22 protein-coding genes are annotated in these 24,344 nt (G+C 75.1%); 10 read left to right on the plus strand and 12 right to left on the minus strand.

Annotated features, from left to right (window positions below):
- Positions 1-41: 41 nt before the first annotated feature.
- Positions 42-884 carry a 3'-5' exonuclease gene (locus IEW07_RS05330; RefSeq protein WP_188535029.1) on the plus strand — a complete coding sequence of 281 codons (843 nt, stop codon included), beginning with the start codon at positions 42-44 and terminating at the stop codon, positions 882-884.
- Positions 885-905: 21 nt separating this feature from the next.
- Here IEW07_RS05330 and hemL read toward each other — a convergent pair whose 3' ends face one another.
- From hemL to hemE, 8 genes are read right to left on the minus strand one after another with little or no spacing between them, the layout of a single operon-like run.
- Positions 906-2,222, minus strand: coding sequence for a glutamate-1-semialdehyde 2,1-aminomutase (gene hemL, locus IEW07_RS05335; RefSeq protein ID WP_188535031.1), 1,317 nt, complete (start codon positions 2,220-2,222; stop codon positions 906-908).
- A gap of 53 nt (positions 2,223-2,275) precedes the next feature.
- Positions 2,276-3,286, minus strand: a complete 1,011-nt coding sequence (gene hemB, locus IEW07_RS05340) for a porphobilinogen synthase (RefSeq protein ID WP_188535033.1) — start codon at positions 3,284-3,286, stop codon at positions 2,276-2,278.
- Entirely contained in the window at positions 3,283-4,233 is a 951-nt protein-coding gene (locus tag IEW07_RS05345; RefSeq protein ID WP_229741591.1) for a uroporphyrinogen-III synthase, read from the minus strand. The genes hemB and IEW07_RS05345 overlap by 4 nt, the downstream gene beginning before the upstream one ends.
- A 5-nt stretch (positions 4,234-4,238) precedes the next feature.
- On the minus strand, positions 4,239-5,195 hold the full coding sequence (hemC, locus tag IEW07_RS05350) for a hydroxymethylbilane synthase (protein ID WP_229741592.1): 957 nt from the start codon (positions 5,193-5,195) through the stop codon (positions 4,239-4,241).
- The gene (locus tag IEW07_RS05355) at positions 5,192-6,400 is read right to left on the minus strand and encodes a ferrochelatase (protein ID WP_188535035.1); all 1,209 of its coding nucleotides are present in this window, start codon (positions 6,398-6,400) and stop codon (positions 5,192-5,194) included. The genes hemC and IEW07_RS05355 overlap by 4 nt, the downstream gene beginning before the upstream one ends.
- Complete coding sequence (gene hemQ / locus IEW07_RS05360) at positions 6,397-7,149, minus strand: hydrogen peroxide-dependent heme synthase (protein WP_371870211.1); 753 nt, start codon at positions 7,147-7,149, stop codon at positions 6,397-6,399. Before hemQ ends, IEW07_RS05355 begins: the two co-directional genes overlap by 4 nt.
- A 3-nt stretch (positions 7,150-7,152) precedes the next feature.
- On the minus strand, positions 7,153-8,742 hold the full coding sequence (gene hemG / locus IEW07_RS05365) for a protoporphyrinogen oxidase (protein WP_229741593.1): 1,590 nt from the start codon (positions 8,740-8,742) through the stop codon (positions 7,153-7,155).
- Positions 8,739-9,965, minus strand: a complete 1,227-nt coding sequence (gene hemE, locus IEW07_RS05370) for a uroporphyrinogen decarboxylase (RefSeq protein WP_188535037.1) — start codon at positions 9,963-9,965, stop codon at positions 8,739-8,741. The genes hemG and hemE overlap by 4 nt, the downstream gene beginning before the upstream one ends.
- A 124-nt stretch (positions 9,966-10,089) precedes the next feature.
- Between hemE and IEW07_RS05375 the strand changes: the two genes are divergently transcribed.
- The 5 genes from IEW07_RS05375 to IEW07_RS05395 all read left to right on the plus strand — a co-directional run bounded on the left by IEW07_RS05375 (position 10,090) and on the right by IEW07_RS05395 (position 15,356).
- Positions 10,090-11,418, plus strand: a complete 1,329-nt coding sequence (locus IEW07_RS05375) for a glutamyl-tRNA reductase (RefSeq protein WP_188535039.1) — start codon at positions 10,090-10,092, stop codon at positions 11,416-11,418.
- 50 nt (positions 11,419-11,468) lie between these two features.
- Positions 11,469-12,086 carry a TetR/AcrR family transcriptional regulator gene (locus IEW07_RS05380; RefSeq protein WP_188535041.1) on the plus strand — a complete coding sequence of 206 codons (618 nt, stop codon included), beginning with the start codon at positions 11,469-11,471 and terminating at the stop codon, positions 12,084-12,086.
- Positions 12,087-12,154: 68 nt separating this feature from the next.
- A complete protein-coding gene (locus tag IEW07_RS05385; protein ID WP_188535043.1) occupies positions 12,155-12,391 on the plus strand; it encodes a DUF3107 domain-containing protein in 237 nt (78 codons plus the stop codon).
- 440 nt (positions 12,392-12,831) lie between these two features.
- Entirely contained in the window at positions 12,832-14,502 is a 1,671-nt protein-coding gene (locus tag IEW07_RS05390; protein WP_188535382.1) for a DEAD/DEAH box helicase, read from the plus strand.
- Positions 14,499-15,356, plus strand: coding sequence for a DNA-methyltransferase (locus IEW07_RS05395; protein WP_188535045.1), 858 nt, complete (start codon positions 14,499-14,501; stop codon positions 15,354-15,356). The genes IEW07_RS05390 and IEW07_RS05395 overlap by 4 nt, the downstream gene beginning before the upstream one ends.
- A gap of 115 nt (positions 15,357-15,471) precedes the next feature.
- Here the strand turns inward: IEW07_RS05395 and IEW07_RS20885 are convergent, their stop codons facing one another.
- From IEW07_RS20885 to IEW07_RS05405, 3 genes are all read right to left on the minus strand, one after another.
- Positions 15,472-15,603, minus strand: a complete 132-nt coding sequence (locus IEW07_RS20885; RefSeq protein ID WP_229741594.1) for a putative transporter small subunit — start codon at positions 15,601-15,603, stop codon at positions 15,472-15,474.
- A 23-nt stretch (positions 15,604-15,626) separates the two neighbouring features.
- Complete coding sequence (locus IEW07_RS05400) at positions 15,627-17,324, minus strand: sodium:solute symporter family protein (RefSeq protein WP_229741595.1); 1,698 nt, start codon at positions 17,322-17,324, stop codon at positions 15,627-15,629.
- A 302-nt stretch (positions 17,325-17,626) separates the two neighbouring features.
- Positions 17,627-18,478 (minus strand): PHP domain-containing protein, encoded by an 852-nt coding sequence (locus tag IEW07_RS05405; protein ID WP_188535047.1) that lies wholly within the window; start codon positions 18,476-18,478, stop codon positions 17,627-17,629.
- A gap of 100 nt (positions 18,479-18,578) precedes the next feature.
- Between IEW07_RS05405 and IEW07_RS05410 the strand changes: the two genes are divergently transcribed.
- Positions 18,579-20,186 carry an aminopeptidase P family protein gene (locus tag IEW07_RS05410; RefSeq protein ID WP_188535049.1) on the plus strand — a complete coding sequence of 536 codons (1,608 nt, stop codon included), beginning with the start codon at positions 18,579-18,581 and terminating at the stop codon, positions 20,184-20,186.
- A 28-nt stretch (positions 20,187-20,214) separates the two neighbouring features.
- On the opposite strand, the gene IEW07_RS05415 is transcribed toward IEW07_RS05410, so the two are convergent.
- Positions 20,215-21,066 carry a YflT domain-containing protein gene (locus IEW07_RS05415; RefSeq protein ID WP_188535051.1) on the minus strand — a complete coding sequence of 284 codons (852 nt, stop codon included), beginning with the start codon at positions 21,064-21,066 and terminating at the stop codon, positions 20,215-20,217.
- Between the two features lie 100 nt (positions 21,067-21,166).
- On the opposite strand from IEW07_RS05415, the gene IEW07_RS05420 reads away from it, so the two are divergent.
- The 3 genes from IEW07_RS05420 (at position 21,167) to IEW07_RS05430 (ending at position 24,327) form a co-directional block, all read left to right on the plus strand.
- Positions 21,167-22,468, plus strand: a complete 1,302-nt coding sequence (locus IEW07_RS05420) for a magnesium transporter MgtE N-terminal domain-containing protein (protein WP_188535053.1) — start codon at positions 21,167-21,169, stop codon at positions 22,466-22,468.
- A complete protein-coding gene (locus IEW07_RS05425; protein WP_188535055.1) occupies positions 22,461-23,081 on the plus strand; it encodes a DUF1003 domain-containing protein in 621 nt (206 codons plus the stop codon). The genes IEW07_RS05420 and IEW07_RS05425 overlap by 8 nt, the downstream gene beginning before the upstream one ends.
- 88 nt (positions 23,082-23,169) lie before the next feature.
- Positions 23,170-24,327, plus strand: a complete 1,158-nt coding sequence (locus tag IEW07_RS05430) for an Mrp/NBP35 family ATP-binding protein (RefSeq protein ID WP_229741609.1) — start codon at positions 23,170-23,172, stop codon at positions 24,325-24,327.
- The last annotated feature ends 17 nt before the right edge of the window (positions 24,328-24,344 follow it).

Below are 24,344 nucleotides of genomic sequence, written 5' to 3' on the forward strand. Positions count from 1 at the left end.
GCAGGGCGTGGCGGGTCGGAGGCGGCCGGTACGGTGAAGTCATGTCCTCGACACCAGGCCCTGCCAGCGCCCCCGACCAGCTGCCCCTGCCGGAGGCCGCCCCGCGACGGGCGGAGCAGCCCGCGGCCCCGCCCGTCGCGCCCGGGGCGGAGCAGGACGCGCTCTTCGACCTCGCCCCGGGGAGCGGGCCCCCGGCCTGGACGGAGGGGCCGAGAGCCGCGTTCGACCTTGAGACCACCGGCCGTGACCCCCGCACCGCACGCATCGTCACGGCGTCGATCGTGCGCGCCGACGCCTCGGGCGAGGTGACGGAGACGTGGGAGTGGCTGGCGGACCCGGGGGTGGAGATCCCCGAGGAGGCGGCGGCCGTGCACGGCGTCACCACCGAGCGGGCCCGCGCCGAGGGGCGCCCGGTGCGGGAGGTCGTCGGGGAGATCGCCGCCGTGCTCGGCGAGCTCTTCGCGGCCGGCACCCCGGTGCTGGTGTTCAACGCCTCCTACGACTTCACGGTCCTCGCCCGGGAGGGCCGCCGGCACGGCGTCGCCGTCCCGGTCCCCTACCCCGTGCTCGACCCGTTCGTGCTCAACAAGCAGGTGCACCGGTACCGGCGCGGCAAGCGCACCCTCGGTGCGCTGTGCGAGGAGTACGGGGTCGAGCTCACGGCGGCGCACACCTCCGCGGCGGACGCGGTGGCCACCGAGCGGCTCGCCGTGCTCATGGCACGGCGCTTCCCCGAGCTGGCACGCCCCGCCGCGGACCTGCACGCGAAGCAGGTGGGGTGGGCGGCCGAGCAGGCGGAGAGCCTGCAGGAGTACTTCCGGCGCACCCGTCCGGACGCGGTCGTCGACGGCACGTGGCCCGTGGGCTCCTCCGAGGACGTCTGAGCGCCCTCGGAGGAGCGGGGGTCAGGCGGCCGGCCGCGCCTCCGCGGCCGCCCGGGCCGCCGCCGGCAGCGCGGAGATGATCCGGTCCATGGCCGCGTCGTCGTGGGCCGCGGAGAGGAACCACGCCTCGTACACCGACGGGGGCATGTAGACGCCCTGGTCGAGCATGGCGTGGAAGAAGGCCGGGTAGCGGAAGGACTCCTGCGCCTTGGCCTGCGCGTAGTCGTGCACCCCGGTCGCCGACGTGCCGAAGGCCACGGAGAACAGGCTGCCCGCGGTCTGGATCGAGTGGTCCACACCGGCCTCGTCCAGCGCCGCGCCCACGGCCTCCTGCAGCTGCGCGGAGCGCCGGTCGACGGTCTGGTAGGCGATCCGGTCCGCGGTGCGCAGCGTGGCGGCGCCGGCGGCCATCGCGACCGGGTTCCCGGACAGCGTGCCCGCCTGGTAGACCGGGCCCAGCGGCGCGAGGTGGTTCATGATCTCGGCCCTCCCGCCCACGCCGGCCACGGGCAGGCCGCCGCCGATGACCTTGCCGAACATGAACAGGTCGGGCTCCCAGCCGCCCTCCGCACCGGCGGTGAGGCCCCAGTACCCGGCCTCGTGGACGCGGAACCCGGTGAGCACCTCGTCGAAGACCATCAGGGCGCCGTGCTCGCGGGTGATCCGGCGGAGGCCGGCGTTGAAGCCCTCACCGGGCGTGACGACGCCCATGTTGGCGGGAGCGCCCTCGGTGATGACGGCGGCGATCCGGCCCGGGTGGGCGGCGAAGGCCTCCTCCACCGCGGCGAGGTCGTTGTAGGGCAGGACGAGGGTCTCGGCCGCGGTCGCCGCGGTGACGCCCGCCGAGCCCGGCAGCGCGAGGGTCGCCACCCCGGAGCCCGCCTCGGACAGCAGCGCGTCCACGTGGCCGTGGTAGCAGCCGGCGAACTTCACGACCAGGTCGCGGCCGGTCACGCCGCGGGCGAGACGGATCGCGGTCATGGCGGCCTCGGTGCCGGTCGAGACCATGCGCAGCTCGTCGATCGCCGCGACCCGGTCGACGACGAGCTCCGCGAGCTCGGTCTCCCCGCGCGTCGTCGCGCCGAAGGACAGGCCCCGCTCGACGGCCTCGTGGACGGCGTCGATGACGACCGGGTGGGAGTGGCCGAGCAGGGCGGGGCCCCACGAGCAGACGAGGTCGACGTACTCGCGGCCGTCCGCGTCGGTGAGGTACGGCCCCTTGGCCGCGGTGATGAAGGGCGGGGTGCCGCCCACGGAGTTGAACGCGCGCACCGGCGAGTTCACGCCGCCGGGCATGACCTTCCGTGCGCGGTCGAAGAGTTCCTGGGAGACGCTCATGGCAGTTGTGCTTCCTTTCGCCGGGGGTCCGGCTGGGGGACGGGGAGGGGGGGTCAGGCGGTGCCGTTCTCCTCGCGGTACCAGTCCGCGAGCTCGACGGCGAAGTAGGTGAGCACCGAGTCGGCCCCGGCGCGGCGGATGGACAGGACGGACTCCTGGACCGCGGCCCTCCGGTCGATCCACCCGTTGGCGGCGGCGGCCTCGATCATGGCGTACTCGCCGGAGATCTGGTACGCGGAGACGGGCACCGGGGAGACCTCGGCGACGTCGCGGAGGATGTCGAGGTAGCTCATGGCCGGCTTGACCATGACCATGTCGGCGCCCTCGTCGAGGTCCAGCTGCAGCTCGTGCAGCGCCTCGCGGCGGTTGGCGGGGTCCATCTGGTAGGTGCGGCGGTCGCCCTGCAGCTGGGAGTCCACGGCCTCGCGGAACGGGCCGTAGAACGCGGAGGAGTACTTCGCGGAGTAGGCCAGGACGGCGACGTCGCCGTGCCCGGCCTCGTCGAGGGCGGAGCGGATCACGCCGACCTGCCCGTCCATCATCCCGGACGGGCCGAGGACGTGCGCGCCCGCCTCGGCCTGGGCGACGGCCATCCGGCCGTAGACCTCGAGGGTGGCGTCGTTGTCCACGGTGCCGTCGGCGGCCAGGACGCCGCAGTGGCCGTGGTCGGTGAACTCGTCGAGGCACAGGTCGGCCATGAGGACGATCTCGTCGCCGACCTCGGCGCGGATCTCGCGCAGGGCGCGGTTGAGGATCCCGTCCGGGTCCGTGCCGGCGGTGCCGCAGGCGTCCCGCTCGGCGGGCACCCCGAAGAGCATGAACCCGCCGAGGCCCTTCGCGGCGGCCTCGGCGGCGGCGCGGCGGAGGGAGTCCAGGGAGTGCTGGACGACGCCGGGCATCGACCCGAGCGGGGCGGGCTCGGTGAGGCCCTCCCGGACGAACACGGGCAGGATCAGGTCGGCGGGGTGGACCCTGGTCTGCGCGGCGAGCCGGCGCATGGCCGGGGTGGTGCGCAGCCGGCGGGGCCGGGACACGAGGTCGTAGCGCGGGGTGCGGTGGGTCACGGGGTCGTCTCCTCGATGGGTGCTGTCGGTGTCGTCGGTGCTGTCGGTGTCGTCGGTGCCGCGCCCGGTGCCCGGACGGCCAGCGCCCGGACGAGGGCGTCCCGGATCCCCTCCGGGGTGGGGAGCTGCGCGGCCAGGGCCCGCAGGCCCCTGTCGGCGGCCGCCCGGCGGGTCGGCTCCCCGATGGCCACGAGGGCCGCGCCCGCCAGGACGGCGGGGTCCTCGCCCACGAGCTCGGCGAGGTGCGACGGCGCGGTGAGCACCACGGCGTCGGTCCCGCCCGCGGCCAGTGCCGCCAGGAGCCCGGCCCGGTCGAGGACCTCGACGTCGGCGGCCCCGGAGGCGTCCTCCCGCCCGGACGGCAGCGGTGCCGGCGCGGGCCACGGCACCGTGGTGTACGCCGTCGCCGCACGGACACGGTACCCCCTCGCCGCCAGGCCGTCGGCCAGCACGGGGCGGGCGCGGGCGGACAGCGGCAGCAGCACGGTGCCCGGGCGCTCCTCCGCGGGCCACTCGGCGAGCAGGCCCTCGGCGGAGTGCGCCGCGCGGGGCACCAGATCGGGGGCCAGGCCCGCCGCCCGGAGCGCCGCGGCGGTGGCGTCGCCGACCGCGGCCACGCGCAGCCCGGCGCGGCGGGCCGCGGCGAGCCGCTCCCCCGGGCCTGCCGGTCCGCCGGCCAGCGCCTGGAGCGCCCGCACGGTGTTGACGGAGGTCACGGCCAGCCACGTGCCGGGAGCGGTGGACGGGTCGGCGGCGCGGGCGAGCAGCGCCGCCAGCGGCGCGGTGTCCGCCGGGAGCGTCGCCTCCAGCAGCGGCGCGAGCCGGACCCGGGCGCCCTCGGCGTGCAGCAGCTCCACGAGGGGCCGCGCGCGGTCGGCCGCGCGGGTCACGACCACCCGGGCGCCGCGCAGGGCGCCCGGGTGGTCGTGACCCGCGGACCGTGCCACGGGGCTCAGAGCGTCAGCCGGGCCAGACGGCCGGCGCCGTCCGCGAGCAGCTCCTCGGCCAGCCGGGTGCCGAGCTCGCGGGCGGCGTCCACGGTCCGCCCGGCGGTGGCGCCACGGCGGCGCATGAGCTCGGTGCCGTCCGGGTCGGCCACGACCGCGTCGAGCACGAGCTCGTCGCCCTCGAGCCGGGCCAGCGTGCCCACCGGGGCCGCGCAGCCGGCCTCGAGCCGGGTCAGCAGCGCCCGCTCGGCGGTCACGGCCAGCCGGGTCTCGAGGTGGTCCACGGCGGCCAGGCCCGCGGCGAGGGGGGCGTCGCCGGAGGCGTCCTCGCTGCGGCACTCGAGGGCCAGCGCCCCCTGGCCCGGCGCGGGCAGCATCACGGAGGGGTCGATCAGCTCGGTGACGGCGTCCTCCCGGCCGAGCCGCCGCAGCCCGGAGGCGGCGAGCACCACGGCGTCGAGGTCCCCGGGGGCCACGCGGGCCAGGCGGGTGCCCACGTTGCCCCGGATGTCCACGACCTCCAGGTCCGGGCGGGCGGCGCGCAGCTGGGCGGCGCGCCGCGGGGAGCCGGTGCCGACCTTCGCCCCGGAGGGCAGGCCGGCCAGGGTCAGCCCGTCCCGGGCGCACAGGGCGTCCCGGGGGTCCTCCCGCTCCGGCACGGCGGCGACGACGAGGCCGGGCACGGGCGCCGTGGGCAGGTCCTTGAGGGAGTGCACGGCGAGGTCCACGGAGCCTGCGAGCAGCGCGGCGCGCAGGGCCGTGGCGAACACCCCGGTGCCGCCCATCTGGGACAGCGGCCCGGTGAGGACGTCGCCCTCGGTGCGGATGGTCACGAGCTCCGGCTCGAAGCCCCCGGCGGCCGCGACGGCGCGGGCCGCCGCGGTGGTCTGGGTGAGCGCGAGCTGCGAGCCGCGGGTGCCGACCCGCACGACCGGCAGCGCGCGTGCGGCGTCGGCGCTCACGCCCACCGCACCTCCCCGGACTCGTCGAGGCCCACGGGGATCGGCTCGCCCGCCGGCCGCTGCGCGATGGTCGGGCGCGGGCCCGTGGCGCCGCGCAGGACCTTGACGCAGCAGTCGGGGGCGCAGTCGTCGAACCACGTGCCCTGGGCGCACGTGGAGCGCCGGGGCGGGGCGTCGGGCCCGGCCAGGCGCTGCTCCACGAGGTCCGCGAGGCCCTTCACGAAGGCGGGGTGCGTGCCGGCGGTGGGCGTGCGCACGGCGGGCAGGCCCAGCCGCTCGCAGGTCTGCAGGGCCTCGGTGTCGAGGTCCCACATCACCTCCATGTGGTCGGAGACGAAGCCCAGCGGGACGATGACGACGCCCGCGACGCCGCGGCCGGCGAGCTCCTCGACGGCGTCGTTGACGTCCGGCTCGAGCCACGGCACCTGCGGGGGCCCGGAGCGGGACTGGTAGACGAGGTCCCAGGTGTGGTCGCCGAGCTCCTCGGGGCCGACCCGCTCGAGCACGGTGCGGGCCACGGCCAGGTGCTGGGCGACGTAGGCCGAGCCCTCCTCGAACTCCATCCGCGCGGGCCCGGACGCCTCGGCGTCGCCGGTGGGCACGGAGTGGGTCGAGAACAGCACCGCCACGCGCCCGCCGTCGGGGCCCAGCTGCGAGCGCACCCGCGCCAGCCCCTCGCGCAGGCCCTCGACGAAGGGCTGCAGGAAGCCTTCGGCGTCGTAGTACTGCCGCACCTTGTCGATCTGCATCTCGTCCGCGAGGCCGAGCTCGTCGAGGGCGACGCCGTAGTCCTCACGGTACTGGCGGCAGCTGGAGTAGCCGGAGTAGGCGCTCGTGGCCAGCACCAGGAGCTTGCGCATGCCCCGGGAGTGGCACTCCCGCACGACGTCCTGGACGTAGGGGGCCCAGTTGCGGTTCGCCCACAGCACGGGCACGCTCAGGCCCCGGCCCAGCAGCTCGGCCTCGAGCGCGGAGCGCAGCGCGCGGTTCTGGGCGTTGATGGGGCTGACGCCGCCGTTGGCCCGGTAGTGGGTCGCGACCTCCTCGAGCCGCTCGTCCGGGATCCCGCGGCCCCGGGTGACGTTGCGCAGGAAGGGGATGACGTCGTCCTGCCCCTCGGGCCCGCCGAAGGAGGAGAGGATCACGGCGTCGTAGTCCTCGGGGGCGTGCGCGCGGGCCTGCGAGAGGGGGTTGCCGGCGGTCACCGCAGCACCTCCGCGACCTCGTCGCTGCGGATCCGGCGGCCGGTGTAGAAGGGGGTCTCCTCGCGCACGTGCAGCCGGGCCTCGGTGTTGCGGAAGTGGCGCATGACGTCCACGAGGTCCACGAGCTCCGGGGCCTCCAGGGCCAGCAGCCACTCGAAGTCGTTGAGGCCGAAGCAGGCGATGGTGTTGGCGAGCACCTGCGGGAAGTCCCGGGCCTTCATGCCGTGGTTGCGCAGCATCTCGCTGCGCCGCTCGGCGTTCATGTAGTACCACTCGTAGGAGCGCACGAACGGGTAGACGCACACCCACTGCTCCGGGGCGACCCCGCGGGCGAAGGACGGCGAGTGGTTGGCGGTGAACTCGGCCTCGCGGTGCACGCCCATGGCGTTCCAGACCTGCCGGGTGCCGGAGAGCAGGTCCGTGCGGCGCAGCCGCCGGACGGCGGCCTGCAGGGCCTGCGCGTCGGGGCCGTGCAGCCACGTGAGGACGTCGGCGTCCTCACGCATGCCGGAGACGTCGTAGGCGCCGCGCAGGGTCACGCCCTCGGCGGCCAGCTGCTCGACGACGGCGTCGAACTCGGCCGCGGCCGCGGCGTCGTCGCCGGCCGTCCGGGCCTCGGCCCCGCCGGCGGGACGGGCGAAGACGCTCCAGACGGCCCAGTGCAGCCGGTCCTCGCCGGCGCCCTCGGAGTGCTCGGGGCGGGGGTCGGGGCGTCCCTGGGATGCGTGCGGTGCGGTGTGCTGGGACACTGCTCAGTCCTTTCGTCGGGGTGCGGTCGTGGGCGGCGTCGGTGGGGCCGTGGTGGGGGCCGCGGGTGACGCCGCGGAGTCCGTGGAGGAGTCCGGGGCGGGTCTCGGGGCGGGCACGCCGGCGCGGTCCAGCAGCCCCTGCACCTGCGCGCGGGTGTCGCCGACGACGGAGGCGAGGCCGGTGCCGGCCAGCCAGGCGCCGACGGCGACGACGCCGGGGAGCTCGCCGAGGGCGCCGCGGAACTCCGAGACCCGCCGGGCGTGCCCGACGCCGGCGCGGGGCAGCGCGGAGCGCCAGCGCACGATGTCGGCGGCCACGAGCTGCTCCGGGCGCAGCGTGAGGCCCATGAGGGTCGAGGCGTCGGAGAGGGCGAGGCGGATGAGCTGGTCGTCGGGCAGGGACACCTCGGGGGGCACCGCCGCGGCGTCGGACTGGGCCCGGCCGTAGGACAGGCGCAGGACGTGCCGGCCGTGGCCGGCGGCCTCGCGGATCCACTCCCACTTGGCGGTCGCGTGGGTGAGGGCCTTGGCGCGGACGCCGCGGGCCTCCTCGCTCACGAGCAGGCCCGTGCCGCGGGGCGCGCCGTCGAGCCGGTGGTCGTCCACGACGAGGGTGGCCAGGGCGACCTGGGGACCGGGCTCCGGGACGAAGCGCTGCAGCTCCTGCCGGTGGCTCGAGAGCAGGCGCACCGCGGTGGCCCCGTCGGTGGCCACGACGAGCAGCTCGCCGCGCGCCACGGCGGTCTTGTCCCCGTTGCGGGGCTGGCGCTGGATGACCATCCAGCCGCGGCGGCGGGGGTCGCGGTCCAGGGCGATGACGTCGTAGCCGGTCACGAGCTTCACGCCGGTGCGCTCGAGGTCGCGCACCAGGGTCTCGGACAGCGCGTTCATGCCGCCGCGCAGGCCGGCCACGTTGGAGCCGGCGGGCGCGGCGCGGCGCAGCGCCGCCGCGGCGGCGCCGAGGGAGCCGTGCTCGCGCAGGGCGCGGCGCAGGCCCGGGGCCACGGTGTCCACGTCGAGGTCGTCGGGGTGGGCGGAGTGCACGCCCGCCGTGACGGGCGCGACGAGCCGCTCGAGCACGCGCTCCCCCATCCGGGCGCGCACGAGCCCGCCCAGGGAGCGCTCGGTCGTGCCGACGAAGGCGGGCAGCCGGCGGTCCATGGCGGCGCGCAGCACCCCGGCCCGGCCGAGGGTCGCCCGGAGGCGGGGGGCGGTGGGATCGGCGGGGATGCCGAGCACCCCGGAGTTCGGCGCGGGCACGGCCCCCTCGGGCAGGTACAGCCACGAGCCCGCCCGGTTCGGCTGCACGACGCGGTCCGCCAGCCCGAGCTCCGCCAGGAGGTCGGGCACGGCGCGGGAGCGGGTGGCGAAGGACTCGGCGCCGGAGTCGAGCACCAGGCCCGCGACGCGGTGGGCGCCGACGGCGCCGCCGAGGTGGTCCTGGGCCTCGACCAGCGTGACCTTCAGCCCGCGGGCCGCGAGGTCGCGGGCGGCCACGAGGCCGGCGATGCCGCCGCCGACCACGAGCGCCGAGCGCGGGGGCCGGGAGGGGCCGGACCCGGAGGAGCCGGGTCCGGCGGGGTCGGGGCTCACCGGCTCGCCCCCTCCGGCTCGGTGGCGGCGGGGGCGCCCCGGCCGTCGAGCGGCTGGTCGTGGACGAACGCAACGAGGTCGGTCAGCACCTGCGGGTCGGTGCCCGGGGGCACGCCGTGGCCGAGGTTGACGACGTGGCCGGGCGCCTCGGCCCCGCCGCGCAGGACGTCGCGGACGTGCTCCGCGAGGACCTCCCACGGGGCGGCCAGCAGGGCCGGGTCGATGTTGCCCTGGAGGACCGTGCGCCCGCCGAGCCGGCGGCTCGCCTCGGCCAGCGGGAGCCGGTAGTCCACGCCGACGGCGTCGGCGCCGGCGTCGCGCATCGCCGCGAGCAGCTCCCCGGTGCCGGTGCCGAAGTGGATGCGGGGCACGGGCAGGTCCGCGACGGCGGCCAGCGCGGCCGCCGAGTGCTCGAGGACGTGGTCCTCGTAGTCGGCCAGGGACAGCGAGCCGGCCCAGGAGTCGAACAGCTGCACGGCGGAGGCCCCGGCCTCGACCTGGGCGCGCAGGAAGGCGCCCGAGGTGCGGGCGGCCCACTCGGCCAGCGCCCGCCAGGCGGCGGGGTCGGCGTGCATCATGGTCCGCGGCAGCAGGTGGTCCCGCGAGGGGCCGCCCTCGACCATGTACGCGGCCACGGTGAAGGGCGCGCCGGCGAAGCCGATCAGCGGGGTGGCGCCGAGCTCCGCGACGGTGCGGGCCACGGCCTCCCGGATCGGGTCCAGCGCCGCGTCGTCGAGCTCGGGCAGGGCCGCGACATCCGCGGCGGTGCGCACGGGGCGGTCCAGGACGGGGCCGCGGCCGGGGACGATGTCGACGCCCACGCCGGCCACGCGCATGGGCACGACGATGTCGGAGAAGAAGATGGCGGCGTCGACGTCGTGCCGGCGCACGGGCTGGAGGGTGATCTCCGAGGCCATCGCCGGGTCCAGGCACGAGTCGAGCATGGCGGTGCCCGCGCGCAGCGCGCGGTACTCGGGCAGGGACCGGCCGGCCTGGCGCATGAACCACACGGGGCGGCGGTCGGGCACCCGCCCGGTGAGGGCCTGCAGCAGGGGCGCGTCGGCGGTGCCCGCCGAGCGCAGGGGGTGCCCCTCCGGCAGCGCCTCCAGGGAGCCGGTGAGGCGCTCCAGCGCCGACGGGGAGGCGGTGCCGCCGGCGGGGTGCCCGGGGACGGCTGCGGTCGACGTGTCCGGCGTGCTCGCCGTCTCAGGGGTGGTAGCCATAGTGGCTCCATTGTGCCAAGGAACACCGACACGGTTTACTGACGCAGCGTCAGCACCCGGTCGCCGCGGCGGGTCCGCGTCACGGGGGCGAGGATTTCTCGTGACCGTCTAGTATGAATGGACTGTGGTCCTCTTCGCACTCGTCGCATCCCATCAGAACGTCGATCTGAACACCGTTGCTCGGCTGAGCACCGGTGCGCTCGGGCTGTCCGAGGACCTGGTCCGCGCCGGACGGCTCCAGGGCGCCGTGACCCTCTCGACGTGCAACCGGCTGGAGCTCTACGGCGAGCTCGCGCCGGGGCCCGGCACGCCGCCGGGCGCCGCCCTCGAGCAGGTCCACGCGGACCTGGCCGAGCAGATCGGCGCCCGCTCCGGCCTCGACCCCGAGTACGTCGCCGACCTGCTGGTGCCCTTCGCCGACTCGGACGCGGCCCACCACCTGTTCACGGTCGTCTCCGGCCTGGAGTCCGCGGTCGTCGGCGAGCGCGAGATCACCGGGCAGGTCCGCCGGGCCGTCAACGAGGCCCAGCAGAAGGGCACGACCTCCGGCAACCTGGTCCGGCTCTTCGAGGCCGCCGCCCGGACCGCCCGGAAGGTCGGCACCCAGACCGCGCTCGGCGAGCGCGGCCGCTCGATCGTCTCGGTGGCCCTCGACCTCGCCGACGACGTCACCACCGGCACCTGGCCCTCGCGCCGCGCCCTCGTCTTCGGCACCGGCGCCTACGCCGGGGCGACGATGGCGGCCCTGCGCGACCGCGGGTGCGCGGACATCGAGGTCTACTCGTCGTCCGGGCGCGCCGAGCAGTTCACGGAGAACCGCGGCGGCTCGCCCGTCTCCGCCGAGGAGCTGCCCGCCGCCCTGGAGCGCGCCGACGTGGTCATCGGCTGCAGCGGCGGCTCCGCGCCGATGGGCGCGGGCGCCTTCCCGCCCGGCCAGCGGACCGTCGTCGACCTCGCCCTGACCCGCGACTTCGACCCCGCCGTGGCGGACCTGCCCGGCGTGGAGCTCATCTCCCTCGAGTCCGTGCGCGTGGCCGCCCCCGACGAGACCCGCGAGTCCGTGGACGCCGCCACCGGCATCGTGGAGCGCGCCGCCCAGGAGTTCGCCGCGGTCCAGAGCGGCCGGGACATGGACGACGCCATCGTGGCGCTGCGCAAGCACACGATGGCCGTCCTCGACGCCGAGCTCGAGAAGGTGACCGCCCACCACGGGTGCACCGCCGCGAAGGAGCAGATCGAGCTCGCGATGCGCCGCATGGTGCGCTCGCTGCTGCACACCCCCACCGTCCGCGCCCGGGAGCTCGCAGCCCAGGGCCGGCAGGACGAGTACATCACCGGCCTCGAGGCCCTCTACGGCATCCAGATCCCCCCCTCCCCCGCGGAGCGGCCGGCGGCGCCCCCCGCCGAGCAGCCCACGTCAGACGCCACCCGGCGGCCCCAGGCCGCCGGGTAGGGCACCACACGCGTGGCCGGCTCCACCGGCCGCAGGAGGAGGAACGCTTCATGACCGAGACCAGGAGGGGCCGCCCCGCGCGACTGCCCCGGGAGGCCCGCCGACGGCAGCTGCTGGAGACGGCGCTGACCGTGTTCTCCTCCAACGGCTACCACGGTGCGTCGATGGACGACATCGCCGACGCCGCCCAGGTGAGCAAGCCGGTGCTCTACCAGCACTTCCCCGGCAAGCGGGAGCTCTACCTGGCGCTCGTCGACCACTACCTCCAGGAGCTCTCGTCGTCGCTCGTGTCCGCGCTGCAGGGCAGCGAGGTCAACCGTGAGCGGGTGGAGTCCATGCTGGACGTCTACTTCGGCTTCGTGGAGTCCCGCCCGGAGGCCCACCGGCTGATCTTCGAGTCCGACCTCCTCGCGGACCCGGAGGTCGCCGAGCGCTTCGAGGCGTTCCACCTCGCGGTCGCGGACGCGATCGCCGGGGTGCTGGGCCCGAACGCCGGGCTGAGCCACCCGCACGCGGTGCTGGTCTCGCGCTCCCTGACCGGCATGGCGCAGACCGCCGCGGTGCACTGGAGCCGCAACCCGGACACGGGCGGGCGGGCCGAGGCGCAGCGCCAGATCTTCCGTTTAGCTTGGGGCGGAATCTCGATCATCGACGAGGACTGGGAGTAGGGCCCTCCCTAGACTGACCGGGACGAGACCCACCCGGGACGCACGCCGTCCCGCCCCGAGGAGGAACCATGGAAATCAAGATCGGTGTCCAGCACGTCGCCCGCGAGATCGTGGTCGACTCCGCGCTCCAGGCCCAGGAGGCCGTCGACCGGATCACCGCCGCCGTCTCCTCCGGCGACCCGCTGACCCTCACCGACACCAAGGGCAACGTGACCGTGGTCCCCGCGAACGTCATCGGCTACGCCTCCGTGGGCGCCGAGCAGAAGCGCACCGTGGGCTTCACACCGTTCGCCAAGCAGGACTAGGACCCTCCCCGCCGGCCCCGGCGGAACCCGGCCCGGCGACCTCGCGGCACCCGCGCGGTCGTCGGGCTACACTGTTAAGCGCACTGGATGACCGGTCGTACCCGCGCTTTCGACGAACGACACACCTCTTCCCGCCCCCGCTCCCGCGCCCGCGCCCGCCCCACGGCGGCCGCACGCAGGACCGGGCCCGGGCGCCACGACCCGTGGCGCGCCCGGCCGAGGCGGCCCCCGCTCGCGATCGGCTTCCACCACCGCACGCCCCGCGGCCCGTACTGCCGCCCGGAGGCAGGACCACGGCGTCCCCTCCGCTGAAGCGGGCGTGCCCGAACGAAGGAACCCGACCCGTGACCGACCACATCACCGGCACCGCCCCGGACGACGCCCCCGAGCTCGACCCGGCGGCGGAGGACCCCACCGCAACCAGCACCTCCAGCACCACGATCTCCGCCGACGACGCGCCGGACAGCGCCGCCCTCGGCGCCGAGGCCGAGGTCGTCGTGGAGACCACCGACGAGCCCGAGCCGCTGCCCCAGGGCTTCGGCGACTTCGGCGTGCGCCAGGACATCGTCGAGGCCCTCGCCGCCGCGGGCATCACCTCCCCCTTCCCCATCCAGGCCATGACCCTGCCCGTGGCGCTGTCCGGCCAGGACATCATCGGGCAGGCCAAGACCGGCACCGGCAAGACCCTGGGCTTCGGCATCCCCGTCCTCCAGCGCGTCACCGGCCGCGAGGACGCCGGGTGGGACAAGCTCAAGAAGCCCGGCGCGCCGCAGGCCCTCATCGTGGTGCCCACCCGCGAGCTCGCCGTGCAGGTGGGCCAGGACCTCTCCGTGGCCGCCCGGACCCGCAACGCCCGCGTGGCGACCATCTACGGCGGCCGCGCCTACGAGCCCCAGATCGAGGAGCTCCAGCAGGGCGTCGAGGTCGTCGTCGGCACCCCGGGCCGGCTCATCGACCTCAACCGGCAGCGGCACCTCGACCTCTCGGCCGTGCGCGTCGTGGTCCTCGACGAGGCCGACGAGATGCTGGACCTCGGCTTCCTGCCCGACGTGGAGAAGCTCCTCTCCGCCGTCCCCGAGGTGCGCCAGACCATGCTCTTCTCGGCGACCATGCCCGGCCCGGTCGTCGCCATGGCCCGCCGCTACATGACCAAGCCGATGCACATCCGCGCCGCCGCGCCCGACGAGGGGGCGACCAAGCGGGACATCCGCCAGGTGATCTACCGCGCCCACCACCTCGACAAGGACGAGGTCGTGGCCCGGATCCTGCAGGCCGAGGGCCGCGGCCGCACGATCATCTTCACGAAGACCAAGCGCGCCGCCGCGAAGCTCTCCGACGAGCTGATCTCCCGCGGCTTCGCCGCCGCGGCGATCCACGGCGACCTCGGGCAGGGCGCGCGCGAGCAGGCCCTGCGCGCGTTCCGCAACAACAAGGTCGACGTGCTCGTGGCCACCGACGTCGCCGCCCGCGGCATCGACGTCGAGGACGTCACCCACGTCATCAACTTCCAGTGCCCCGAGGACGAGAAGACCTACCTGCACCGCACCGGCCGCACCGGCCGCGCGGGCAACAAGGGCACGGCCGTGACCTTCGTGGACTGGGACGACGTCCCGCGCTGGCGGCTCATCGACAAGGCCCTGGAGCTCGGCGTGCCGGAGCCGGTGGAGACGTACTCCTCCTCGGAGCACCTCTTCGCGGACCTGAACATCCCCAAGGGCACCAAGGGCCGTCTCCCCCGGTCCAAGCGCACCCACGCGGGTCTCGACGCCGAGGTGCTCGAGGACCTCGGCGAGCCGGGCGGGCGCAAGGGCGGACCGCGCGGCGGGCGCTCCGGCGACCGTCCCGGGTCCCGCTCCGGCGGCGAGTCCCGCCGCCGCGACGACCGGCGCGAGGACCGCCGCGAGGACCGCGGCCGGCGCGGTGAGGGCGCGAGCAGCGCCGCCGCGGAGGGCCCGGCCGGCGGGGAGAGCTCCTCCCGCGCCCCGCGCGAGAAGACCCGCGAGACGTCGGTCGAGCGGACCTCGGAGGGCACCACCCGCCGTCGCCGCCGCCGGGGCGGCCGCGGCAACGGTGAGGCCCAGCAGGCGCAGAGCGCTCCCGCCGCCGAGTGACGTCCTTCGTCTTCGACGCCGAGGGCCCCGACGCGGTGGTCGCCGCGGAGAACCTGGATCTCCTGCGCCGGCTGCCCGACGGGGCCTTCCGCATGATCTACGTGGACCCGCCCTTCAACACGGGCCGCACGCAGCGGCGCCGGGAGTCCACCATGACCCCGGTCGCCGCCGGCGAGGGCGACCGGACCGGGTTCGGGGGCCGCTCCTACGAGACCGTGCTGGGCGCCCTGCGCAGCTACGACGACGCCTTCGCGGACTACTGGGGCTTCCTGGAGCCCCGGCTGCGGGAGGCGTGGCGGGTGCTCGCGGACGACGGGACCCTCTACCTGCACCTGGACTACCGGGAGGTGCACTACGCCAAGGTCATGCTGGACACGATCTTCGGCCGGGAGTGCTTCCTCAACGAGATCATCTGGGCCTACGACTACGGCGGGCGCTCCCGCCGCCGGTGGCCCGCCAAGCACGACAACGTGCTGGTCTACGTCAAGGACCCGGCCCGCTACCTGTTCGACAGCGCCGAGGTGGACCGGGAGCCCTACATGGCACCGGGCCTGGTGACGCCGGAGAAGGCGGAGCTGGGCAAGCTGCCCACGGACGTGTGGTGGCACACCATCGTCTCCCCCACCGGCCGGGAGAAGACGGGCTACCCCACCCAGAAGCCGGTGGGGCTGGTGCGGCGCATGGTCGCCGCGAGCTCCGCGCGCGGGGACTGGGTGCTGGACTTCTTCGCGGGCTCCGGCACCCTGGGCGCGGCGGCCCGCCAGCTGGGCCGGCGGTTCGTGTGCGTGGACCGCAACCCGGAGGCCGTCGAGGTGATGCGCGCCCGGCTGCCGGAGGCGGCCGTGTGGGAGTGACCGCGAGGACGTGAGCGCCCGGGCCGGGAGAGCCCGGGCGCAGGGTCCCGCACGACGACGGAGGCCCGGACCGATGCGGTCCGGGCCTCCGTCGTCGTGCGGGAGAGGAGCCGGCTCAGACGAGCTCGCGCCCCTCCCGCCTGGCCTCGGCGGCCTCCCTGCCGAAGGCGGTGCAGAGCACGGCGAGGACGCCGGCCACGAGGACGGGCCAGACGAGGACGTAGAGGGTCAGGACGAACGGTGACATGGGAGTCCTTTCGGGTGCGGCGGTCAGTGCTCGGCGCGGGCGCCGGAGAGGGCATCGGCCGGCGGAGCGGCCGGTGCGGCGGCGTCGTCGGTGAAGTCCCCGGTGCGGCGGCCGATCTCGGCGAAGTCGAAGTCCGTGGCGCTGCGCACGGACAGCGCCCAGCACACGAGGGTGCTCACCGCGTAGGCCACGAGGGAGCCGGTGAGGGCCTGGTAGTCGCGCAGGAAGCCCAGCACGAACGGGGCGGAGGCCAGGGAGCCGAGCAGGCCGACGACGAGGGCGGGGCGGGTGCCGAGGAAGCCGAAGACCATCAGGCCCAGGACCACGCCCACGCCGACGACCGCCAGGGCCTCGACGAGCAGCGGCAGCAGGCCCGTGCCGGGGACGGCCCCGAAGCGCACGGGCAGGAACACGGCCAGCGCGGCGAGCACCGAGACGGTGAACGCCCTGTTCGTGACCTTGCCCCAGTAGAAGCTGGCGATGACGGGGAAGACCAGCGCGCCCCACAGCGCACCCACGAACACCAGCAGGTCCAGGATGTTCAGCTGCAGGCTGGCGAAGACGACGGCGACGGCCGTGGCGACGACCATGGTCAGCCGGCCGACGAACAGCATCCGCTTCGGGTCGACCCCGCCCCTGCGGGCCACGCCCTGGCCGTAGATGTCGGCCATGGCGATGGAGGACAGCGCCGAGAGGTCCGAGTCGGCCGTGGAGGACAGCGAGCCGATGATCATGATGAAGAACACGGCGAGCAGCACGCCGGGCAGGTAGCTCGCGGCGACCTGCGGGAGGAGGTTGTTGGGGTCCCCGCCGGCCGGGGTGATCCCGGCGTAGAGGGCCAGCACGCCGATCATGCCGATGCCGATGACGGTGGCGCCGTAGCCGATGGTCGCCGTGACGAACGTGGGCTTGATCAGGTCCTCGCGCACCGCGAACAGGCGCTGGGCGATGGTCTGGTTGCCGATCGCGTAGGCCAGGACCGCCGCGATGTAGGGGGCGCCCTGGTTGAGGAAGGCGTCGGCGGAGAAGAAGTCCGCCTGCTGGGGGGACAGGTTCTCGGCTCCCTCCGTGAAGAGCGAGGGCCCGCCCAGGAGGAGGAACAGGGCCGGGACGATGACCACGACGGCCCCGAGCATCGCCACGACCTGCGCGAAGTCGGTCAGCACCGAGGCGCGGAACCCGGACCACAGGGTGTAGAGCAGCACCCCGGCGGCGATGGCGACGACGCCCTGGACGAAGCTGAACGGCGAGAGCATCGAGATGAGGGCGCCGCCCGCGATGAAGTTGGACATCAGGCTGATCACGCTGCCCACGACGTTGGAGCCGGCCAGCATGAGCTGGCTCGACCGCCCGTGCCGGGCGTACATGACCTCGGCCAGGGTGTGGGCGTGCGGGGCGACCTTCCGGATCCGCCGGCCGAACGGGTAGATGAACAGGATCATCAGCGCGCCCCAGAGCCCGTAGTGGATGGGTCCCGAGATGCCGTAGGTGTAGCCGGAGGTGACGGAGGCGTACATCGAGGACGCCCAGATCCAGGTCGCGGTCATCGACGCCGCGGAGACCCCGAAGCCGATCCCGTGCCCGGCGGTCATGTAGCTGTCCGCGTTCTCCTCCTTGTGCCCGATGCGCGCGGACATCAGAAAGGTCCCCCCGTAGAAGAGCACGAGGAGACCGAGGGTGAGCAGAAGGCCGAAGGGCGGATCCATGTCGGCGGGCGGCATGCGGGTCCTTTCGTCGGGGCGGCGGGCACCGCGGGGCACCGGCCGCCGGCTGAGCAGAAGGGGGCCGCCCGGGGGTGCTGCGGTGTTGATATATCACCCGGGGCGACCGAGTGACCGTAGCACGCGGCGATCTGCCGGGTTCTCCGGCCCGGCATCCCGCAGAACGCCCGGCGAGCCCGTGGTGGCGGGCCCGGAGCGCGGTGAGGCGGGCACGCCGGACGTGAGGAACCTCACGCCGATCCGGGGGTGCAGCGGTGTCCGGGGGTCCCCGCACGGTGGTAGAAGCCGCGGGGACGGAGGCCTCAGGGGTGGCGGACCCGGACCCCCGACGTGGCCTGCTCCTCGATCCGCACGAGGGACTGCACCGAGGTGAGGTTCTCCCCCAGCCGGTTGGGCTTGCCGGCCCCGTGGTAGTCGCTCGAGCCGGTGACCACCAGGTCGTGCTCGGAGGCCATCCGCGACAGGAGCGCGCGGGCGTCGTCGGGGTTGTCCCGGTGGGCCACCTCCAGCCCGGCGAGGCCGGCGTCGATCATGGCCTCGAACACCTCGGGGCCCACCACGCGCCCCCGGGCCGCGGCGAGCGGGTGCGCGAAGACCGGCACGCCGCCGGCGGAGCGCACCAGGCGCACGGCGTGCACGGGGTCGGGGGCGTAGTGGGGGACGTAGTAGCGGGAGCGGGTGCTGAGCACCGACGCGAAGGCCGCCGAGCGGGACTCCACGACCCCCACGGACACCAGGGCGTCGGCGATGTGGGGCCGGCCCACGGTGGCGCCCTCGTGGACGTGCTCCCGGACCACGTCCCAGTCGATGGGGTAGTCCTCCGAGAGCAGCTCGACCATGCGCTCGGCGCGGGTCAGGCGGGACGAGCGGGAGGACTCCACCTCGGCCAGCAGCTGGGGGTCCGCCGGGTCGTGCAGGTAGCTCAGCAGGTGCACCGAGATGCCGTCCTCGGTGGTGCAGGAGATCTCCATGCCGGGCACGAAGCTCACGCCGAGCGCCACGGCCGTGTCCCCCGCGTCCTTCCACCCGGACGTGGTGTCGTGGTCGGTCAGCGCGAACACGTCCAGGCCGGCCGCGCGGGCCGCCCGCGCGACGTCGGCCGGGGACTCCGTGCCGTCGGAGTCGGCCGAGTGGGTGTGGAGGTCGATCTTCACCCCCACCACGATACCGGCCGCGGCCCCGGCCGCTGACCGGCCCCGGGCCGCGGCGCAGGTTCGCGTGGCACGATGAGAGGAACGACCCCAGGAAGGAACCATGACAGAGCACAGCACGACGGAGCCGAACCAGGAGCCGAACCAGGAGCAGCACCCGGAGCAGGGCGCGCAGCCGCTCTCGGAGCGGGTCGACAACCGGTCCCAGCGCCCGGACTCCACCGCCTTCCAGCAGTTCATGGCCTCGCAGTGGGCGGAGTCGGAGCCCGTCGAGGCGGAGCGCCTGCCCGTGGCCGGCTTCGCCGCCGAGCGGCGCCGGCGGATCTCCGCGCGGTTCCCCGGCGAGCGCCTCGTCGTCCCCGCCGGGCCGCTGAAGGTCCGCTCCAACGACACCGACTACCGCTTCCGCCCCCACTCCGCGTTCGCGCACCTCACCGGGCTGGGCGTGGACCACGAGCCCGACGCCGTGCTGGTGCTCGAGCCGGTCGAGGAGGGCCGGGGCGACGACGGGAGCGGCCACGAGGCGACGCTCTACTTCCACCCCATGGCGGGGCGCGACTCCAGGGAGTTCTACGCCGACGCGAAGAACGGCGAGTTCTGGGTGGGCCCCCGGCCGACGCTCGCGGAGCTGGGCACGGCCTACGGGCTGCGCACGCAGGACCTGCGCGGGCTGGAGGTCGCGGTCACCAAGAACGCCGGCCCGGCCGCCCTGGGCGGCGTGCGGATCCGGCTCGTCCGGGAGGTCGACCTCAACATCGATGCCCTGGTGGACACCTCCCGGATCAACACCGGCGTGGACGTGGAGGCCTCCGACGCGCTCGACGGCGAGCTCGCCGAGGCGCTGTCCGAGCTGCGCCTGGTCAAGGACGAGCACGAGATCGCCCGGCTGCGGGAGGCAGTGGACGCCACGATCGCGGGCTTCACCGACATCGTGCACGTGCTGCCCGCGGCCGCGGGCCACCGGCACCGGGGGGAGCGGATGGTGGAGGGCGCGTTCTTCGCCCGCGCCCGGATGGACGGCAACGACCTCGGCTACGACACCATCGCCGCGTGCGGCAACAACGCCACGGTGCTGCACTGGATCCGCAACAGCGGGCGGGTGATCCCCGGCGAGCTCATCCTCGTGGACGCCGGGGTGGAGGCGGAGTCCCTCTACACGGCGGACATCACGCGCACCCTGCCCGTCAACGGGCGGTTCAGCGACGTCCAGCGCCGGATCTACCAGGCGGTCCTCGACGCGGCCGACGCCGCGTTCGACGCCGCCGTCCCCGGCAACCGCTTCCGCGACGTGCACGCCGCGGCCATGGAGGTCCTGGCCCGCCGGCTCGAGAGCTGGGGGCTGCTGCCCGTCGCCGCGGAGGTCTCGCTGTCCGCCGACGGCCAGCACCACCGCCGGTGGATGCCGCACGGGACCAGCCACCACCTGGGCCTGGACGTGCACGACTGCGCGCAGGCCAAGCGGGAGCTCTACGTGGACGGCGTGATCGAGCCCGGCATGGTCTTCACGATCGAGCCCGGGCTCTACTTCAAGGCGGAGGACCTCGCCGTGCCCGAGGAGTACCGCGGGATCGGCGTGCGCATCGAGGACGACGTCCTGATCACCGAGGACGGCAACGAGAACCTCTCCGAGGGGCTGCCCCGCACCCCCGAGGACGTCGAGGCGTGGATGACCGGGCTGTGGCACGCCCGGGAGGGCGGCGAGCCCAGCTGACCGGGGCCCGGCTGAGCCGGCCCGCCCGTCAGCGGGGCGCCGGGGAGCTGCCGCCGGCCGGCGGCTCCTGGCCCGGGGCCCTGGGCTCCGGGGCGCGGGACTCCGGGGTCCGGGACCCGGGAACCCCGGCGGGCCGCGGGGCCTCGGGAGGCGCCTCCTCCTCCTCGTCCAGCCGGATGCCGTACTGGGGCCGGCCGTCGGGCAGGTCCTGGAACGTCGCGGAGCGCGTGGGCGGCTCCGCAGGGCGCGCCCCGGGCACCGGACCCGGGGCGGGCTGCTGACCGGGGGTGCCGTAGGAGGGACGCTGCCACGGCGCCCCGGGCGCGGTGGGGCCCCCGGGCCCGGGGGCCCCGGCGTGCGGCGGCGGCGGCGGCTGCGCGGGCAGGCCCGGGACGCCGTGCGGGCCCTGGAGGACCTGGCGGGCGCGCTGGGCGACCTCGGGGGCGGCCACGACGTCGTAGGAGGTGGCCACGATCTGGTTGGTCGAGGTGAAGTCCCGCTTGCCGCGCTGCGTGGCGTAGGTCACCGTGGCCAGCAGCATCCAGAAGGCGCCGCCCATGAGCACGGAGACGAGCAGCGAGGAGACCCACTGCTCCCCGCCCAGCAGCGACATGATCATCCCGAGGAACGCGCCGAAGACCATGCCGTTGAGCGCGCCCTGCCCGGCGACCTTGGGGTAGCTGAGCCGGCCGGTGACCTGCTCGACGGACTTCAGGTCGTTGCCCACGATCGCGACCTTGTCCACCTCGAACTGCTCGTCCGCGAGGTGGTCCACGGCCTTCTGCGCGTCGGCGTAGGAGGCGTAGCGGCCGATCACCTCCCCGCGGGGAAGACCGCGGGGGGCGGAGCGGGCGGAGGACGCGGACCGTGGAGAACTCATGGGGCCATTGTCCCCCATCCGGCTGGTCGTCCGCCGAGTCCCCGGCCGGCCGGCGGCGCCCCCGCCCCTCCCGCCCCGGGCCGGTGGGTAGTCTTGTACGGTGAGCAGCAACGTCAACAAGATCTTCATCGCGCGCCTGATCGGGCTCGACGTGTTCGACCCGCTGGGCGACCGTCTGGGCCGGTTGCGCGACGTCGTCGTGCTGATGCGCAGCGGCTCCCGGCACGGCCGCTTCTCCCGGCGCCCCCTCGTCGTGGGCCTCGTGGTCGAGGTGCTCGGCAAGAAGCGGGTGTTCGTGCCCATGACCCGTGTGACCAGCATCGACGCCGAGCAGATCATCTGCACGGGCCTGGTGAACCTGCGCCGGTTCGAGCAGCGCGGGGCCGAGACCCTCGCCGTCGCCGAGCTGTTCGACCGCACCGTCGTGCTGCGCGACGGCTCCGGCACGGCCACGGTCGAGGACATGGCCATGGAGCAGAACCGCAACAACGGGGACTGGGTCGTCACCCAGCTCTTCGTGCGCCGCACGGCCACCACCGGCGGGCTCATGCGCCGGCGCAACGAGACGCTCATCGTCGACTGGGAGGACGCCGGGGACCCGTCCGCCGCGGGCCACCAGCCGGCCACCCAGTGGGTCGCCTCCCACGAGGAGGAGCAGCCCGCCGACCTCGCCGACGAGATCCACGACATGTCGGACAAGCGCAAGCTGGAGATCGCCCACGAGCTGCAGGACGACCGTCTGGCCGACGTCCTGCAGGAGCTGCCCGAGGAGGACCAGGTCTTCATCCTCACCAACATGGAGCGCGAGCGCGCGGCCACGGTGCTCGAGGAGATGGAGCCCGACGACGCCGCCGACCTGCTCAACGAGCTGCCCGACGCCGAGGCCGAGGAGCTGCTCGAGCGCATGCAGCCCGAGGACGCGGAGGACGTCCGGCGCCTGCTCGAGTACGAGGAGGGCACCGCGGGCTCCCTCATGACCCCGGTCCCGATCATCCTGCCGCCGGAGGCCACCGTGGCCGAGGCGCTCGCCCACATCCGCCAGGAGGAGCTCAGCCCCGCGGTGGCGGCGGCCGTGATCGTCGCCCGCCCGCCGCTGGAGACCCCCACCGGCCGGTACCTGGGGATGGTCCACACCCAGAAGCTGCTGCGCTATCCCCCGCCCGAGGCCGTCGGCAACCTCATCGACCGCTCCCTCGAGCCCGTCTCGGACCTCGCGTCCGTGCAGGACGTCGCGCGCGAGCTCGCGACCTACGACCTCACCATCATCCCCGTGGTCAACGACCACGGACGGGTGGTCGGGGCGATCACGATCGACGACGTCCTCGACGCCCTGCTCCCCGAGGACTGGCGGACCGCCGACGACGGCACCCCGATCCGGAAGGTGGGCAGACGATATGAGTGAGCGCGAGCCCCGGCGTGCCCGCGGCAACGCCCTCGACCAGCCGCGCGAGCACCGGCCCGGCCTCCTGGACCGGTTCCGCCCCAACCCCGACTCCTTCGGCCGGATGACCGAGGGCTTCGCCCGCTTCATGGGCACCCCCCAGTTCCTGTTCTGGATGTCGGTCTTCGTGGTCGTGTGGCTGGCCTGGAACACCCTCGCCCCCGAGTCGGCCCAGTTCGACCCCCGGGCCCTGAACTTCACGCTGCTGACGCTGATGCTGTCCCTGCAGGCCTCCTACGCCGCGCCCCTGCTGCTGCTGGCGCAGAACCGCCAGGACGACCGCGACCGCGTCACCCAGGAGGAGGACCGCCGGCGCGCGCAGCAGAACCTGGCCGACACCGAGTACCTGACCCGCGAGATCGCGTCCCTGCGGATCGCCCTGCGCGAGGTCGCCACCCGCGACTTCGTCCGCTCCGAGCTGCGCTCGGTGCTCGAGGAGATCCTCGAGGCGAAGGAGGACGGCTCCGCCGACGCCGCGGAGCCCGCCCAGCAGCCGAAGCGGACCGGCCGCAAGAAGTCCAGGAGCGCGGACCGCTCCGCCCCGCCCGCGACCGAGGGGATCCCCCGTGTCTGACCGATCCACCGATCACCACCCCACCGATCACCACCCCGCCGACCACCGCCCCGCCGACGGCGGCGCGGACGCCGGGCGCCCCGACGAGCTGCACACCGGCCGCCTGCACCCCGGGCTGCGCGCCGCGCTCGACCGCGTGCTCGACCCCGAGCTGCGCCGGCCGGTGACCGAGCTGGGCATGATCCGCTCCGCCGAGCTCGACGACGCCGGGCACGCCGTCGTGCACGTGCTGCTGACGATCAGCGGCTGCCCCCTGCGCTCCACGATCGAGCACGACGTCCGGGAGGCCGTGGGGACCGTGGACGGGGTGCGCTCCGTGGCCGTGGAGGTCGGCGTCATGACCCCCGAGCAGCGCACGGCGCTGAAGCAGCGCGTGGGCCACACCCGCACCGTGCCGTTCAACGACCCCGGCTCCCTGACCCGGGTGCACGCCGTCACTAGCGGCAAGGGCGGCGTCGGCAAGTCCACGGTCACCGTCAACCTCGCCGCGGCGCTGGCCGCGCAGGGACGCACGGTGGGCATCGTGGACGCGGACGTCCACGGCTTCTCCGTCCCGGGCCTGCTCGGCATCGACCGGGGCCCCACGCAGGTCGGCGACATGATCCTGCCGCCGGTCGTGGAGGTGCCGGCCGAGGCCCGCCGGGGTGACCGCGAGGGCGTGCTGAAGGTGATCTCGATCGGGATGTTCGTGGACCCGGACCAGCCGGTGGCGTGGCGGGGGCCGATGCTGCACCGCGCCGTGGAGCAGTTCCTCACGGACGTGCACTTCGGGGACCTCGACCACCTCTTCCTCGACCTCCCGCCCGGAACAGGCGACATCGCGATCTCGGTGGCGCAGCTGCTGCCCTCCGCGGAGGTCCTGGTGGTCTCCACGCCGCAGCAGGCGGCGGTGGAGGTGGCCGAGCGCTCCGGGGCCCTGGCCGTGCAGACGGGCCAGACGGTCGCCGGGGTCGTCGAGAACATGGCGGGGATGCCCATGCCGGACGGCAGCGTGCTCGAGCTCTTCGGCTCGGGCGGCGGCGAGCGGATCGCGCGGTCCCTGACCCGGCGGCTGGGCTACGACGTGCCGCTGCTCGGCGCCGTGCCCCTCGACGTCGCCCTGCGCGAGGGGGGCGACACGGGCCGGCCGGTCGTGTGGTCCGCCCCGGACTCCCCCGCGGCGGCGGCGCTGCGGGCCGTGGCGGAGAACCTCGGGACCCGGCGGCGCGGGCTCGCCGGACGGCCCCTGGGCCTCAACCCCCGCTGAGACCGCCCGGTGGCCGC

This window comes from Kocuria dechangensis, assembly GCF_014636775.1.
In the GTDB taxonomy this organism is placed as follows: Bacteria; Actinomycetota; Actinomycetes; order Actinomycetales; family Micrococcaceae; genus Kocuria; species Kocuria dechangensis.